18 protein-coding genes are annotated in these 15,399 nt (G+C 48.3%); 6 read left to right on the top strand and 12 right to left on the bottom strand.

Features of this window, described 5'->3' with window-relative positions:
- Positions 1-17: 17 nt before the first annotated feature.
- The 6 genes from rfaY to rfaQ are packed head-to-tail and all read right to left on the bottom strand — an operon-like array spanning position 18 to position 5,733.
- The gene (gene rfaY / locus FTE26_RS10175) at positions 18-710 is read right to left on the bottom strand and encodes a lipopolysaccharide core heptose(II) kinase RfaY (protein ID WP_000633089.1); all 693 of its coding nucleotides are present in this window, start codon (positions 708-710) and stop codon (positions 18-20) included.
- Between the two features lie 9 nt (positions 711-719).
- Entirely contained in the window at positions 720-1,715 is a 996-nt protein-coding gene (locus FTE26_RS10170) for a glycosyltransferase family 8 protein (RefSeq protein WP_001001720.1), read from the bottom strand.
- A gap of 16 nt (positions 1,716-1,731) precedes the next feature.
- Positions 1,732-2,748 carry a lipopolysaccharide 3-alpha-galactosyltransferase gene (gene waaO, locus FTE26_RS10165; protein WP_001272734.1) on the bottom strand — a complete coding sequence of 339 codons (1,017 nt, stop codon included), beginning with the start codon at positions 2,746-2,748 and terminating at the stop codon, positions 1,732-1,734.
- A gap of 15 nt (positions 2,749-2,763) precedes the next feature.
- Positions 2,764-3,561 carry a lipopolysaccharide core heptose(I) kinase RfaP gene (gene rfaP, locus FTE26_RS10160; protein WP_001295235.1) on the bottom strand — a complete coding sequence of 266 codons (798 nt, stop codon included), beginning with the start codon at positions 3,559-3,561 and terminating at the stop codon, positions 2,764-2,766.
- Positions 3,554-4,678 (bottom strand): glycosyltransferase family 4 protein, encoded by a 1,125-nt coding sequence (locus tag FTE26_RS10155; RefSeq protein WP_000634246.1) that lies wholly within the window; start codon positions 4,676-4,678, stop codon positions 3,554-3,556. Before FTE26_RS10155 ends, rfaP begins: the two co-directional genes overlap by 8 nt.
- Positions 4,675-5,733, bottom strand: a complete 1,059-nt coding sequence (gene rfaQ / locus FTE26_RS10150) for a lipopolysaccharide core heptosyltransferase RfaQ (RefSeq protein ID WP_000360413.1) — start codon at positions 5,731-5,733, stop codon at positions 4,675-4,677. The genes FTE26_RS10155 and rfaQ overlap by 4 nt, the downstream gene beginning before the upstream one ends.
- 412 nt (positions 5,734-6,145) lie before the next feature.
- Between rfaQ and waaA the strand changes: the two genes are divergently transcribed.
- Complete coding sequence (gene waaA / locus FTE26_RS10145; protein ID WP_000891564.1) at positions 6,146-7,423, top strand: lipid IV(A) 3-deoxy-D-manno-octulosonic acid transferase; 1,278 nt, start codon at positions 6,146-6,148, stop codon at positions 7,421-7,423.
- A gap of 7 nt (positions 7,424-7,430) precedes the next feature.
- The gene (coaD, locus tag FTE26_RS10140; protein WP_001171866.1) at positions 7,431-7,910 is read left to right on the top strand and encodes a pantetheine-phosphate adenylyltransferase; all 480 of its coding nucleotides are present in this window, start codon (positions 7,431-7,433) and stop codon (positions 7,908-7,910) included.
- Between the two features lie 38 nt (positions 7,911-7,948).
- Here the strand turns inward: coaD and mutM are convergent, their stop codons facing one another.
- The 4 genes from mutM to radC form a co-directional block, all read right to left on the bottom strand.
- Entirely contained in the window at positions 7,949-8,758 is an 810-nt protein-coding gene (gene mutM / locus FTE26_RS10135; RefSeq protein WP_001114533.1) for a bifunctional DNA-formamidopyrimidine glycosylase/DNA-(apurinic or apyrimidinic site) lyase, read from the bottom strand.
- A gap of 97 nt (positions 8,759-8,855) precedes the next feature.
- Positions 8,856-9,023, bottom strand: a complete 168-nt coding sequence (gene rpmG / locus FTE26_RS10130) for a 50S ribosomal protein L33 (RefSeq protein ID WP_001051798.1) — start codon at positions 9,021-9,023, stop codon at positions 8,856-8,858.
- A gap of 20 nt (positions 9,024-9,043) precedes the next feature.
- Positions 9,044-9,280 (bottom strand): 50S ribosomal protein L28, encoded by a 237-nt coding sequence (gene rpmB, locus FTE26_RS10125; RefSeq protein WP_000091955.1) that lies wholly within the window; start codon positions 9,278-9,280, stop codon positions 9,044-9,046.
- A 216-nt stretch (positions 9,281-9,496) separates the two neighbouring features.
- Positions 9,497-10,165 carry a RadC family protein gene (radC, locus tag FTE26_RS10120; protein WP_001297375.1) on the bottom strand — a complete coding sequence of 223 codons (669 nt, stop codon included), beginning with the start codon at positions 10,163-10,165 and terminating at the stop codon, positions 9,497-9,499.
- Between the two features lie 171 nt (positions 10,166-10,336).
- On the opposite strand from radC, the gene coaBC reads away from it, so the two are divergent.
- From coaBC to slmA, 3 genes are all read left to right on the top strand, one after another.
- Complete coding sequence (gene coaBC, locus FTE26_RS10115) at positions 10,337-11,557, top strand: bifunctional phosphopantothenoylcysteine decarboxylase/phosphopantothenate--cysteine ligase CoaBC (protein WP_000050139.1); 1,221 nt, start codon at positions 10,337-10,339, stop codon at positions 11,555-11,557.
- Positions 11,535-11,993, top strand: coding sequence for a dUTP diphosphatase (gene dut, locus FTE26_RS10110; protein WP_000976070.1), 459 nt, complete (start codon positions 11,535-11,537; stop codon positions 11,991-11,993). Before coaBC ends, dut begins: the two co-directional genes overlap by 23 nt.
- Before the next feature lie 106 nt (positions 11,994-12,099).
- A complete protein-coding gene (gene slmA, locus FTE26_RS10105; protein ID WP_000818601.1) occupies positions 12,100-12,696 on the top strand; it encodes a nucleoid occlusion factor SlmA in 597 nt (198 codons plus the stop codon).
- Between the two features lie 36 nt (positions 12,697-12,732).
- Here the strand turns inward: slmA and pyrE are convergent, their stop codons facing one another.
- Together pyrE and rph are read right to left on the bottom strand one after the other, a co-directional pair.
- A complete protein-coding gene (gene pyrE / locus FTE26_RS10100) occupies positions 12,733-13,374 on the bottom strand; it encodes an orotate phosphoribosyltransferase (RefSeq protein WP_000806161.1) in 642 nt (213 codons plus the stop codon).
- Positions 13,375-13,439: 65 nt separating this feature from the next.
- Positions 13,440-14,156 carry a ribonuclease PH gene (rph, locus tag FTE26_RS10095; RefSeq protein ID WP_001247093.1) on the bottom strand — a complete coding sequence of 239 codons (717 nt, stop codon included), beginning with the start codon at positions 14,154-14,156 and terminating at the stop codon, positions 13,440-13,442.
- 126 nt (positions 14,157-14,282) lie between these two features.
- On the opposite strand from rph, the gene FTE26_RS10090 reads away from it, so the two are divergent.
- Positions 14,283-15,146 carry a YicC/YloC family endoribonuclease gene (locus FTE26_RS10090; protein ID WP_000621345.1) on the top strand — a complete coding sequence of 288 codons (864 nt, stop codon included), beginning with the start codon at positions 14,283-14,285 and terminating at the stop codon, positions 15,144-15,146.
- Positions 15,147-15,399 lie beyond the last annotated feature (253 nt).

The following is a 15,399-nucleotide window of genomic DNA, read 5'->3' as shown; positions in this document are numbered from 1 at the left end:
CGTTTTGACTGTGTGGTTTACGCTTTGCCTTTTAATTTTTTAATAAATTTGCGTAGTTTGGTTCTGTAGATTACTGAATAGTAGCCATAATCTTTTATTTCGTTGACAATACCCAGGTGACGTTCCATGGCCAGACGATCACGAGCTTTACGCTCTGCCGTACAGCTTTTACCGGATAGGTCAATTATCCTGACACCATCTTTACTAACGATAAAGTTACCCCGGTGTGGGTCGCCCGATAGCATATTTAAGGCATGCAATTTTTCCATTGAAGCCTTAATTTCTGCTTTAACATTTTCTGGAATAATCGGCATATCATTGAGCTCTACGCCCTCGACATACTCGATAAGCATGATAAAAACACTGGCATAGTTGAAAATTTTACGCTCAGCCAGAAAATAAAAATCATTAGGAAAAGTAAGACCTGCACTTCTGACACGATCGGTTTCAACGATCAAATTCTGATAGTAGTCACCTTTTACAAAAGATTTTAAAAAACGTTCATTCCTTTTCGTTTTCGGAGCAAAGACTTTAAAAACATAGCGACCATATTTCGTATCAATCAAAGATACTTTGGTATCATCAATATTACGTAATACTTTTACTGTTTTAAAATTATAGGCCAGTATTTCATCAAAGATTTCTTTATATTTATTATCATTATCTTTGTAATAAAATGAGAAGCCGCGATAACGTATACTTGTAATCATAAGAGTAATTTATTTCTTAAGCTTGTACTTAATTAATGAAGTTATGCCTTTTATATACTCACCATGGGCAAACAGATGCTTATATTGTTTCTGCATTTCTGCAACAGTCCGCGCCTCTTTAAGAGGATATTTCTTCCAAGGAGATTGTTCACGCGCGATATTAAAGTATGATGCAGACGGATATCCAGCCCAGCTATGCCATGGTTTAGTTATCCCTGTATAGTGAATCAACACTGTTTTATCGGTAATGGTTTGCTGATACTTTCGATGACTACGATCATAAAGTTCGTTTTTCAGGGTATAAATAGTATCAAAATCCTTCGCAAGGTAGATATTATTCATATTAAATGCGATATTCAACGCATCCTGATCTAAATATTTAAGAGAGCCATATTTAGTTTCCCCTCGTAAAAGTTTGAGTAAATACGGTGTCAAATTTGCTTCATGCCATTTTTTAAGATTGACATAGATAACGCCTGCATTGAAATAACGTCCATTCATTTCGGGAATGTTGAGGCGTTTTGCACATGCCGCCTGAGTACTATCATTGTCAGGAATGACCGCAGCAAACTCATCTTTAAATATAATTTCTGTGAGAGGTTTCAGGCTTCCTTTACAAACAACATCGGCATCCAGATACAGCAGTGTGGAAATACTTTCACTCAGATATTCAAAAGACAATACCCTGAAGTATGTCGCGTACGACCAAAACTGTGACGTCGGCAGATCAGCAAAGTATTTGGGGTCAATTAAATATACAATAATTGAGGTATTAAATTGTTTTGCTGTTTCATTAAATGACTTTAAATAATCATCATCCACATAATCAGTGAAAACATGAAAGACAAAATTAATATCTGAATTATTAATCAAAACGGAAGAAATTGAAACGCCAGCACCATACAAAAAATTCTTATCGATACCGTAGGAAACATTTAGCTCTGGGGCGTTTTCTTTTTTATTATCTGCTAAATACGAAAACCGTTCTTTTATAAATTCATTCATTTAACTTTTCTCAATTTCATTTTATTATCTTTAAATAAAAATAATAAATATAATTCATTATCCCGTTAATTGGTTTGTTTTGTTTAAAATTATGCTTGGCGCAATAACGAGCATAGTTTGAGTTAACTGGCCGCATTAACGGTTCATTTTTCCAGGGCGATGCTTCTTTGGCTTTGATAAAAGGTTGCGCACTTGGATAACCGGCCCAGTAATGCCAGGGTTTTGTCGGGCCGACATAATGAATTAATACGGTTTCATCATTAATTGGACAAACAAATGATTTTTTTAATTCATAATTTAAACTAAATTGCGTATTGTATTTAGCATCAATGAATTTAACTTTCCCTAACAGGATAAGATTAAGGATATCTTGATCCATATAGGTTAAACGGGAAACGATGGCTTTATCAGCAAGCATCGACATCGCTTTAGCAGAAACGGACTCCTGCGCCCACGCTAGTGTATTAATTAACAGGACACCTGAATTAAAGTAACCCTTTTCAAGTTCATTACACTGCAGACTTTGACCCCGTAACGACCACCAGTTAGCATCGCGTTCAGTAACAACAGCAGCAACGTTATTGGCAAGATCCATTGTTATCAGCGGCTTTAAGTTTCCCTGACAGGCGATATCAGCATCCAGGTAAAGGATCTTATCTTGTTGATCAATAAAGTAATCTGCAATTACAAAACGGAAATACATGGCAATAGACCAATTTTTGGTCGTCGGTAATGCCTTAAGCCGTTCACAATTTACTAGATGGATCTGGATACAGGTACGATAGCTTTTCGCCAATTGGGCTAAACGCTGGATATCGGCTTCAGGGATATCATCAATAAAAACGTGGAAAACAAAACTCACGTCGTTGTTATGTAACAAAACTGACGTGATTGAAACACCACAACCAAAAAGAAAGTTTTTATCAATGCCATAAGCAACATGGAATGATGATGCCACTGACGCCGCTGGCCTTTCATCGAAGATGATTGTCTTATTGATCATCTCTTGTGGATTAAAATAGTGGGCACTCATATTTCTCTCCGGAAATTACAACGATTTTCGAATCGTTCTTTCCCTGATTTTTGTGGCTTTTGCTTCTGCTTGCGACAGCAGTCCTTGTTCCTGCTTGAGAATGTCTTTAAGCGGGGCGGCAAAATACACTTTCATAAACCGCCAGATATCCCGCTGAGTCAGGCCGATATTCATTGAAGAAAAATAAAGCCCTATAAGATCTTTATCGCGCCAACGACGTGGAACGCGCGTGCGAAGCTGCGCCCGGTGTAGGTCAATTACCGAAATTTTTAACTCCTCTTCCTTACCGGAAAAAGGCAAGTGCAGCAGGAAATGACAGATATAACAGTCACGATGGTTAATGCCCGCAGCATGCATATCGCGCACCATCGTCGCGACACGCTTAATAAGCATACGCTTTACGCGAACATCTGGTGGGTTGGTCGCCCAGTCAGCACAGTAATCTTCCAGACTGATGGTTGGTGTCAGATCTTCGGTAATAATAAACGAGGTTCTGGTCAGCGGATTCATGCCTTTTTCGCCGAATGCCACCCCATACATAGTATCAACGCCGACATCCCGCAGTCGATGAATCGCATTCCATTCGCGGTCTGCGCCTAATACTGGCATCCGCAATGAGAGTAAATTTTTGATTATCTCTTTCAGGGTCGTGCCGCGATGCCATTTGAGAAAATAGCTTTTGCCCGCCATTTCAAAGCGCAGAGTACGGCGAGTTTCCAGTTCACGAAATACCTCACCCTGCAAGGTTTTAACTTCCTCAAAAGGATCTTTGCCGCGCCATAACGTGGCAAACGGCTCTTTAAGTTCAACCATCCAGACCACCCGTTATGATATCCGCCGCTTTCTCTGGCAGACTGTATAAATCTTGTGTATCAGCATAATGTCGCGCATTTTCCGCCCAGGCCTGGCGCAATGAAGATTGCGTTAACGCTTTGCGTAAAATCTCATTCAATGTTTCCTGGCGGAATGGCTCAGCAATAGCCTCGCCGCAATTAGCGTCGACAATATAATGCGCATAGCCACAAACGGCTGTTGTTAGTACCGGTAATCCTGCAGTAATCGCTTCCAGCAGCACAATTCCCGCCGCTTCCTGGTAGGCAGGATGCAGTAATAAATCCGCCGCCGCCATTAATTCCGAGACATCATTGCGCCCCGAGAAAAAGTGAACATTACTGCGCACGCCGCGTTTTTCTGCCAGCGCCTCAAATTTTCGCGGTTTATCCTGCCCAACAACATATAGCAATGTGTTGTGGCGCAGCGAATCCGGTAACGAAGCAAGTGCTTCAATGGAACGATCGACACCTTTACGCGTGAAGTCTGAACCGACCTGCAACAATAAATATTGTTGTTCGGTTATTCCATTCTTCTTACGGAAGATTTCACGGCTATTGGCTGGCTGCTGGCTATATTTACGATCAGGATAAATCCCCGGTGGCAGAATATGAAAACGCTCCGCTTCAGTCTGATAATGTTTCTGGAAATCGGCGATTTGCTTATCTGTCAGCATCAGCAACTGTGTCGGCTTACCCTGTTCGAAGGTTGCCCGCTCAAAGGCGGCATAATGGCGATAACGTGACGTCAGGCGATAGAAAAAGCCTTTTTCCTGCGCTACTTTCTCGGCATAACAAACATCAGCGGCATAATAAACGTCCAGCCCCGGCATTTTGTTGAATCCAACGACTTTATCGACGGGATGTTCGCGTAAATGTTTTTGCACCCAGGCAAAATACTCCGCATTGCGCCCGTGATTGGTATGCGATTTAACCGGCACTTTGATCAGTTCAAATACATCAGGGCATTCGCCTTCCCACGACTGGGTATAAACCCGAACATGATGACCTCGGGCGGCGACTGTCTGAGCAATACGCATAAAATCACGCTGCAAACCGCCAAAGGGAAAATATTTATATAAACAAAAAGCAACGATCATAACGACGTACCTGTCGTGGAGGAGGTCAGTAATTTATCGACAGCAGCAATGACATCTGCCGCCGGAATAACCGAAAGATACATCTCATTTCGGTCACGCTGATCGCGCGTTGGCATTTCCCGGTAATCTCCCGCCCAGAATTGAATCATGTTATTTGACCAGGGACGCCAGAAAATATGATCTGTCGCACCAAACAGCGATATCAGCGGCGTATTAACTGCAGCGGCAATATGCGCCGGTGCGGAATCAACGCCAATAAACAGCTGCGCATGATCGATTAACGCACCAAGTTCCGGGAAGGTCACCTTTCCAGCCAGCGCCGTTACTGGTGGCGTCTGGCATCCCTGCGCAATTTCATTGACGCAGGCCAGATCGTCTTTATCTGGGCCGGACGTCAGAACGACTTCATAACCACGAGCATGTAAGGCATCAATCACAGCGGAAAACTTGGCGTTGTCCCAGCATTTGAAGATTTGCCGCGCCGTAGGTTGGATAACCACATAATTTTGTCCAACACCAGCGTGATCAAGTTCGCGACGCATACGTTTCCAGCTTGCAGGCGGGTAACTCATGGTTGTCTGCTTCACCAACGAATCAAGTCCCAATGGTGTCAGCACGGATAAGTTACTTTCCACCACATTTCCACCCTGCAACGGCACCAAATGGGTGAAACTTTTACGCCAAAAAGCAGACTGCCGATGATGATAATCCTGGGAAATTTTCACACGAGTATTTAATAAGCGAACCAGTATAGCAACCATCCATTGATCGGTAAGATTGACGATAAGGTCATACTTATTGGCACGTAATACCTTGATGAGATGAAAAAAGTTGGCAATTTTTTCTGAGGCTTTTGCTTTTTTATTTTTTATGCCGTAGAGCGCGTTAATCTCTGGATTTTCAGACAGGATCGGGATGGTGTCCTGATAAAGCAGCACATCGATTTTTGCGTCAGGGTAATTTTTTTTCAGCGAACTAATGACGGGAGTAGTTAATAACATATCCCCATGAAAACGCATCTTAATGAGCAAAATTCTTCGAAATGGCTTATCCACAAGTAACTCTTTTTGTTGAGATTATCCGATTAAGGTGAAGCAGAAAAAGCACGCTACCGCCCCAGGCTCAACAGCTACCTGAATACTGATACCGCACTGATATTGACGCGCTAGTGTATCACTTCTTTCGCGGCAATCCGACCCGAATGATTTTTAAGCACATTGTTGATTTTCAATAAAGAAATCAATCAAATAAAATCATTAGCAACCATATTCTTTCACTGTTGCTCTGCGATTCCTTCCTGCACGTACAGCAGAAATCAATGAATCGCATAAAAATACCAAAAAAGTATAGATGTTCAGCAAGAATTGGCGGGTAAATTGCTATTTAAGTCAAAAACGGGAAAAGTAATGGTAAAGCCACAGCTAAATACATAGAATCCCCAGCACATCCATAAGTCAGCTATTTACTATGCTCGAATTGCTTTACACCGCCCTTCTCTACCTTATTCAGCCGCTGATCTGGATACGGCTCTGGGTGCGCGGACGTAAGGCTCCGGCCTATCGAAAACGCTGGGGTGAACGTTACGGTTTTTACCGCCATCCGCTAAAACCAGGCGGCATTATGCTGCACTCCGTCTCCGTCGGTGAAACTCTGGCGGCGATCCCGTTGGTGCGCGCGCTGCGCCATCGTTATCCTGATTTACCGATTACCGTTACAACCATGACGCCAACCGGTTCGGAGCGCGTACAATCGGCTTTCGGGAAGGATGTTCAGCACGTTTATCTGCCGTATGACCTGCCCGATGCGCTCAACCGTTTCCTGAATAAAGTCGACCCCAAACTGGTGTTGATTATGGAAACCGAACTATGGCCTAACCTGATTGCGGCGCTACACAAACGTAAAATTCCGCTGGTGATCGCTAACGCGCGACTCTCTGCCCGCTCGGCCGCAGGTTATGCCAAACTGGGTAAATTCGTCCGTCGCTTGCTGCGTCGTATTACGCTGATTGCTGCGCAAAATGAAGAAGATGGTGCACGTTTTGTGGCGCTGGGCGCAAAAAATAATCAGGTGACCGTTACCGGTAGCCTGAAATTCGATATTTCTGTAACGCCGCAGTTGGCTGCTAAAGCCGTGACGCTGCGCCGCCAGTGGGCACCACACCGCCCGGTATGGATTGCCACCAGCACTCACGAAGGTGAAGAGAGCGTGGTCATTGCCGCACATCAGGCATTGTTACAGCAATTCCCGAATTTATTGCTCATCCTGGTACCCCGTCATCCAGAACGCTTCCCGGATGCGATTAATCTTGTCCGCCAGGCTGGACTAAGCTATATCACACGCTCTTCAGGGGAAGTCCCCTCCACCAGCACGCAGGTTGTGGTTGGCGATACGATGGGCGAGTTGATGTTACTGTACGGCATTGCCGATCTCGCCTTTGTTGGCGGTTCACTGGTTGAACGTGGTGGGCATAATCCGCTGGAAGCTGCCGCACACGCTATTCCGGTATTGATGGGGCCGCATACTTTTAACTTTAAAGACATTTGCGCGCGGCTGGAGCAGGCAAGCGGGCTGATTACCGTTACCGATGCCACTACGCTTGCAAAAGAGGTGTCCTCTTTACTCACCGACGCCGATTACCGTAGTTTCTATGGCCGTCATGCCGTTGAAGTACTGTATCAAAACCAGGGCGCGCTACAGCGTCTGCTTCAACTGCTGGAACCTTACCTGCCACCGAAAACGCATTGAGGTTGTTATGCAAAAACGGGCGATTTATCCGGGTACTTTCGATCCCATTACCAATGGTCATATCGATATCGTGACGCGCGCCACGCAAATGTTCGATCACGTTATTCTGGCGATTGCCGCCAGCCCCAGTAAAAAACCGATGTTTACCCTGGAAGAGCGTGTGGCGCTGGCACAGCAGGCAACCGCGCATCTGGGGAACGTGGAAGTGGTCGGGTTTAGTGATTTGATGGCGAACTTCGCCCGTAATCAACACGCTACGGTGCTGATTCGTGGCCTGCGTGCGGTGGCGGATTTTGAATATGAAATGCAGCTGGCGCATATGAATCGCCACTTAATGCCGGAACTGGAAAGTGTGTTTCTGATGCCGTCGAAAGAGTGGTCGTTTATCTCTTCATCGTTGGTGAAAGAGGTGGCGCGCCATCAGGGCGATGTCACCCATTTCCTGCCGGAGAATGTCCATCAGGCGCTGATGGCGAAGTTAGCGTAGCGTTTATGCCGGATGGTATGCCATCCGGCGCGCATGAATTACTTCTGGCACTGCCGACAATAAAACGTTGCCCGCTGCGCATGTTTAGTCGCCACAATCGGCGTACCGCACACCCGACACGGCTCGCCTTTTCGCCCGTAAACCTGCAATTCCTGTGCGAAATAGCCCGGTTTACCATCACTTTGCAGAAAATCTTTCAGCGTTGTACCGCCCTGCTCAATCGAACGCAGCAACACCGCTTTAATCACCCGAGCTAACAATTCACACTCTGCCAGCGACAGTGATGACGCCAGCCGATCCGGATGGATCCCCGCCGCAAACAGTGATTCGCTGGCATAGATATTCCCTACCCCTACCACCAGCTTGTTATCCATCAGCCACGGTTTAATCGCCGTTTTTTTCTTCGCGCACTTCTGATGCAGGTACTCACCGTTGAAATCGTCGCTAAGCGGCTCCGGTCCAAGATGGGCCAGCACATTATGCCCTTCCAGCTCTTTGGTCCACAGCCAGGCACCAAAGCGGCGCGGATCGGTGTAGCGCAGCACTTTGCCGTTGCTCATCACCAAATCCACATGGTCATGCTTTTCAGGGGGAAGTTCTTCTGGAAGGATGCGCAGGCTGCCAGACATCCCTAAATGAATGATAATCCAGCCCTCAGGCAGCTCCAGCAGCAGATATTTAGCCCGCCGCTGCACGCTAAGCACTGGTTGGTCGCTTAAACGGTAGATCTCTTCTGAAACCGGCCAGCGCAAGCGTCCGTTGCGCACCACCGCATGAAGAATGGTTGCACCAACGAGATGCGGTTCTATGCCGCGGCGGCTGGTTTCAACTTCGGGTAATTCAGGCATAGCATCTCCAGGAATGAACAGATGCAGTCAATATGGGGGCAAGCAGATAACAAAAAACCCCGCCGGAGCGAGGTTTTTTGTTACATCAAAGCGAGAATTATTTGATTTTCGCTTCTTTGTAGATCACGTGCTGGCGAACAACTGGATCGAATTTTTTCAGTTCCAGTTTTTCCGGCTTAGTACGTTTGTTCTTCGTAGTGGTATAGAAGTGACCAGTACCAGCAGAAGAAACCAGCTTGATTTTCTCACGAATACCTTTAGCCATGATTTATTTCCTCTAAGTACTTAGTACTTTTCGCCACGGGCACGCAGTTCAGCCAGAACTGTATCGATGCCTTTTTTATCGATTACACGCATACCTTTAGCAGATACGCGCAGGGTGACAAAACGCTTCTCGCTCTCAACCCAGAAACGGTGAGAGTGCAGGTTCGGCAGGAAACGGCGTTTAGTCGCGTTCAGTGCGTGGGAACGGTTGTTACCGGTCACCGGACGCTTGCCAGTAACTTGGCAGACTCGGGACATGTCTATTCTCCAAAAATCAAATTAGCTCGAGCTTCGTATGGGGTATTGGCGCCTCGTCAGGCTTTACAGCCCGGTCATCGCAGTTCTATGTGAACTCTCGATTGCCAGGCCCAAATGCCAAACCCGAGATTCTCAAAGGTGGCGTAGTATACGCTGACTCAGCGATGTGCTCAAGTCCCGAACAGACAAAGATCCCGAAGGATCGCGCATAGCGGGTTAAATCCAGCCGCGTTCGGCAAAAGAAACATACTCTCCACGCCCAATCACGATATGGTCGAGCACGCGTAAATCCATGAACTGACAACTCTTTATTATCCGTTCAGTAATGAGTTTATCCGCTTTACTGGGTTCAGCACAACCCGAAGGGTGATTATGTGCAAGGATCAGCGCCGAGGCGTTTATTTTTATCGCTTCGCGGATAATTTCCCGAGGATGGACTTCAACATGGTTTAGCGTGCCGGAAAAAAGACGGCTATGCGTTATAACCCGGTGTTGTGAGTCGAGAAAGATCACCATAAAGATCTCCCGCTCCTCACCCGTGAGCTGGCTTTGTAAAAATTCCCGCGTCATCTCCGGGCTGAGTAAAGGGCTTTCTTCACGCATCCGCACGTTGTAGTAACGCCGCGCCAGTTCAGCAATCCCCTTTAACTGGGCAAATTTCGCTACGCCAATTCCATGAACGCCACTAAATTGTTCATATTCAGAGGTTAACAAGCCATAAAGAGAGCCGAAATTCTCCAGCATCTCTTTTGCCAGGGTTAATACATCTTTACCGCGCGTTCCGGTACGCAGAAATAACGCCAGCAGCTCGACATCCGTTAAGGCGCTAATACCAAACTTCAGCATTTTTTCGCGCGGCATCAACAGCTGTGCATTGTTTTTCACCTTCACCTCCTTTGTGGTGCTCGCATCCTGTCATAGCCGTTCCGTTAAATCGACGGCCAGTTTTCAATCCTGGAAAGCGCCTCGCAAAGTGATTCTCAGGTGAAGGCACGACAACAAAAGTATTGTGATAAAATCGCCAACTTCTGGTGTCACCCAACAGGAAAAATCATCATGAGCCTGGCCGGTAAAAAAATCGTTCTCGGCGTTAGCGGCGGTATTGCTGCCTATAAAACCCCTGAACTGGTGCGTCGTTTGCGCGATCGCGGGGCCGACGTCCGCGTAGCCATGACCGAAGCGGCAAAAGCCTTTATCACCCCACTTAGCTTGCAGGCGGTTTCTGGTTATCCCGTTTCCGACAGTTTGCTGGACCCGGCAGCCGAAGCCGCTATGGGCCATATTGAGCTGGGTAAATGGGCTGATTTAGTGATTCTCGCCCCTGCCACGGCAGATTTGATTGCCCGTGTTGCTGCCGGAATGGCGAATGACCTGGTATCGACGATTTGTCTGGCTACACCTGCGCCTGTAGCCGTGCTCCCCGCCATGAACCAGCAGATGTACCGTGCCGCTGCCACGCAGCATAATTTAGAGGTGCTTGCTTCCCGTGGTTTGCTCATCTGGGGGCCAGACAGTGGCAGTCAGGCTTGTGGTGATATCGGTCCTGGGCGAATGCTCGATCCGTTAACCATTGTGGATATGGCGGTGGCGCATTTTTCGCCCGTCAACGACCTGAAACATCTGAACATTATGATTACCGCCGGTCCGACGCGTGAACCGCTCGATCCGGTGCGTTATATCTCTAATCACAGCTCCGGCAAGATGGGTTTTGCTATCGCCGCCGCCGCTGCCCGTCGTGGCGCGAACGTCACGCTGGTATCAGGTCCGGTTTCACTACCGACGCCACCGTTTGTTAAACGTGTTGATGTGATGACTGCGCTGGAAATGGAAGCCGCCGTGAATGCTTCTGTACAGCAGCAAAATATTTTTATCGGTTGCGCCGCCGTGGCGGATTATCGCGCAGCTACCGTGGCCCCAGAGAAAATCAAAAAGCAGGCCACGCAGGGTGATGAATTAACAATAAAAATGGTTAAAAACCCCGATATCGTCGCAGGCGTTGCCGCACTAAAAGACCATCGACCCTACGTCGTTGGATTTGCCGCCGAAACAAATAATGTGGAAGAATACGCCCGGCAAAAACGTATCCGTAAAAACCTTGATCTGATCTGCGCGAACGATGTTTCCCAGCCAACTCAAGGATTTAACAGCGACAACAACGCATTACACCTTTTCTGGCAGGACGGAGATAAAGTCTTACCGCTTGAGCGCAAAGAGCTCCTTGGCCAATTATTACTCGACGAGATCGTGACCCGTTATGATGAAAAAAATCGACGTTAAGATTCTGGATCCGCGCGTTGGGAAGGAATTTCCGCTCCCGACTTATGCCACCTCTGGCTCTGCCGGACTTGACCTGCGTGCCTGTCTCGACGACGCCGTAGAACTGGCTCCGGGTGACACTACGCTGGTTCCGACCGGGCTGGCGATTCATATTGCCGATCCTTCACTGGCGGCAATGATGCTGCCGCGCTCCGGATTGGGACATAAGCACGGTATCGTGCTTGGTAACCTGGTAGGATTGATCGATTCTGACTATCAGGGCCAGTTGATGATTTCCGTGTGGAACCGTGGTCAGGACAGCTTCACCATTCAACCTGGCGAACGCATCGCCCAGATGATTTTTGTTCCGGTAGTACAGGCTGAATTTAATCTGGTGGAAGATTTCGACGCCACCGACCGCGGTGAAGGCGGCTTTGGTCACTCTGGTCGTCAGTAACACATACGCATCCGAATAACGTCATAACATAGCCGCAAACATTTCGTTTGCGGTCATAGCGTGGGTGCCGCCTGGCAAGTGCTTATTTTCAGGGGTATTTTGTAACATGGCAGAAAAACAAACTGCGAAAAGGAACCGTCGCGAGGAAATACTTCAGTCTCTGGCGCTGATGCTGGAATCCAGCGATGGAAGCCAACGTATCACGACGGCAAAACTGGCCGCCTCTGTCGGCGTTTCCGAAGCGGCACTGTATCGCCACTTCCCCAGTAAGACCCGCATGTTCGATAGCCTGATTGAGTTTATCGAAGATAGCCTGATTACTCGCATCAACCTGATTCTGAAAGATGAGAAAGACACCACAGCGCGCCTGCGTCTGATTGTGTTGCTGCTTCTCGGTTTTGGTGAGCGTAATCCTGGCCTGACCCGCATCCTCACTGGTCATGCGCTAATGTTTGAACAGGATCGCCTGCAAGGGCGTATCAACCAGCTGTTCGAGCGTATTGAAGCGCAGCTGCGTCAGGTATTGCGTGAAAAGAGAATGCGTGAGGGTGAAGGTTACACCACCGATGAAACCCTGCTGGCAAGCCAGATCCTGGCCTTCTGTGAAGGTATGCTGTCACGTTTTGTCCGCAGCGAATTTAAATACCGCCCGACGGATGATTTTGACGCCCGCTGGCCGCTAATTGCCGCGCAGTTGCAGTAATATGACGCCGGATGACTTTTCATCCGGCGAGTTTCTTTAAACGCCAAACTCTTCGCGATAGGCCTTAACCGCCGCCAGATGTTCCGCCATTTCCGGCTTCTCTTCCAGATAGGCAATCAGATCTTTCAGGGTGATGATAGAGATCACTTTGCAGTTGTAATCACGCTCAACTTCCTGAATCGCCGAAATCTCGCCGCGCCCCCGTTCCTGACGATCAAGCGAAATCAATACGCCAGCAAGCGTCGCGCCATTAGCCTGAATAATCTCCATCGATTCGCGAATCGCCGTTCCGGCGGTGATCACATCATCTACCAGCATTACGCGTCCTTGTAACGCGCTACCAACCAGATTGCCGCCTTCACCGTGGTCTTTTGCCTCTTTGCGGTTAAAGCAGTACGGCAGGTCAAGGTCATGATGCTCCGCCAGCGCCACGGCGGTAGTGGTCGCAATCGGGATCCCTTTGTAAGCAGGGCCAAACAGCAGATCGAACTCAAGGCCGGAATCCACCAACGCTTCAGCGTAAAAACGGCCTAACAGTGCCAGATCGCGCCCGGTATTAAACAGCCCGGCGTTGAAGAAATAGGGGCTTTTGCGCCCGGACTTCAACGTAAACTCGCCAAACTTTAACACCTGCTTGCCAAGCGCAAATTCAATAAACTGGCGCTGATATGGTTTCATGCCTTCGCTCCTCATCTTACTTTTCTACAGACAAAAAAAAGGCGACTCATCAGTCGCCTTAAAAATCAGTTTGCCAGCGCCGCCTTCTGCGTCGCTACAATGGATTCGATTCCCCCTCGGGCCAGAGCCAACAAGGTGAGTAGCTCTTCATGGGTGAACGGCTCGCCTTCTGCCGTCCCCTGCACTTCAATGATGCGCCCGTCTTCGGTCATCACTACGTTCATGTCGGTCTCTGCGGCAGAGTCTTCAACGTATTCCAGATCGCAAACCGCTTCGCCGTTCACAATTCCGACAGAAACTGCGGCTACCATCCCTTTCATCGGATTGGTTTTCAGCTTGCCGTTTTCCACCAGCTTCTGTAGCGCATCTGCCAGCGCCACGCAGGCACCCGTAATCGACGCGGTACGCGTGCCACCATCAGCCTGAAGCACGTCGCAGTCCAGCGTAATGGTGAACTCACCCAGCGCTTTCAAATCTACTGCCGCGCGAAGAGCACGGGCGATCAGACGCTGGATTTCCATTGTGCGTCCACCCTGCTTACCTTTCGCCGCTTCACGAGCGTTACGGGTGTGGGTAGAACGTGGCAGCATGCCGTACTCTGCGGTGATCCAGCCCTGGCCCTGACCTTTCAGGAAGCGCGGCACGCCTTCTTCAATAGAGGCGGTACACAACACTTTGGTATCGCCAAATTCGACCAGCACCGAGCCTTCTGCATGTTTTGTATAGTTACGAGTCAGGGTAACGGGACGCACCTGATTATTGCTACGGCCTGCTGGACGCATATTGAAATCTCCGGCTTGAAACAAATGTGGCTGCGCATTATACGGACTTCCGGCGGTTATTCCTATCCTGACAAGGCATCGATGGCTATAATCCTTCCACCTCTCCTTTTATAAACAGGAACGTCTATGATCCGCAGTATGACCGCCTACGCCCGGCGTGAAATCAAGGGTGAATGGGGGAGCGCAACCTGGGAAATGCGCTCGGTAAACCAGCGTTATCTGGAAACTTACTTTCGTCTGCCGGAGCAGTTCCGTAGCCTTGAACCTGTCGTTCGCGAGCGTATTCGTTCTCGCCTGACGCGCGGTAAAGTGGAATGTACCCTGCGCTATGAGCCAGATGTTAGCGCGCAAGGTGAGATGATCCTCAACGAAAAACTGGCTAAACAGCTGGTAACTGCCGCGAACTGGGTAAAAATGCAGAGTGACGAAGGGGAAATCAACCCGGTTGATATTCTACGCTGGCCGGGCGTGATGGCAGCCCAGGAGCAGGATCTTGACGCCATTGCCGCTGAAATTCTCGCGGCGCTGGATGGTACGCTGGACGACTTTATTGTCGCGCGCGAAACCGAAGGTCAGGCACTGAAAGCATTGATCGAGCAGCGTCTGGAAGGCGTCACCGCCGAAGTGGTCAAAGTCCGCGCCCATATGCCGGAAATCCTGCAATGGCAGCGTGAGCGTCTGGTCGCGAAGCTGGAAGATGCTCAGGTTCAGTTGGAAAACAACCGTCTGGAGCAGGAGCTGGTTCTGCTGGCACAACGAATTGACGTTGCCGAAGAACTGGACCGCCTGGAAGCGCATGTCAAAGAGACCTACAACATTCTGAAGAAAAAAGAAGCCGTTGGTCGTCGTCTGGACTTTATGATGCAGGAATTCAACCGCGAGTCGAACACTCTTGCGTCGAAGTCTATCAATGCCGAAGTGACAAACTCCGCGATTGAGCTGAAAGTGTTGATTGAGCAGATGCGCGAGCAGATTCAGAACATTGAATAACTCGTAACGCCAATTCTTACTTTTCAGCCTTCACAAATGCCGCCCACTCAAACAGAGCGGCATTTTTCTTCCCCGCAACTTCAATTCTGTTTTGCGTGCCTGCTCCAGATTTTGCGATGTTTTTTTGCCCAGCACACTGAGAACGTGAGATACTCACAACTGTATATAAATGGGTCTTCCCCGATCATGGTGGGAAGGCTCAGAACGCCATATTCAGCTTTCCGTAGTGGAACATCACCCCCAGTTTAAAGCG

The sequence above is a fragment of the Escherichia sp. S10b genome (assembly GCF_028421345.1).
Taxonomy (GTDB): Bacteria; Pseudomonadota; Gammaproteobacteria; order Enterobacterales; family Enterobacteriaceae; genus ECMA0423.
Note: the sequence above shows the minus strand (reverse complement) of the source record. Positions and strands in the feature narration are given on the sequence as shown.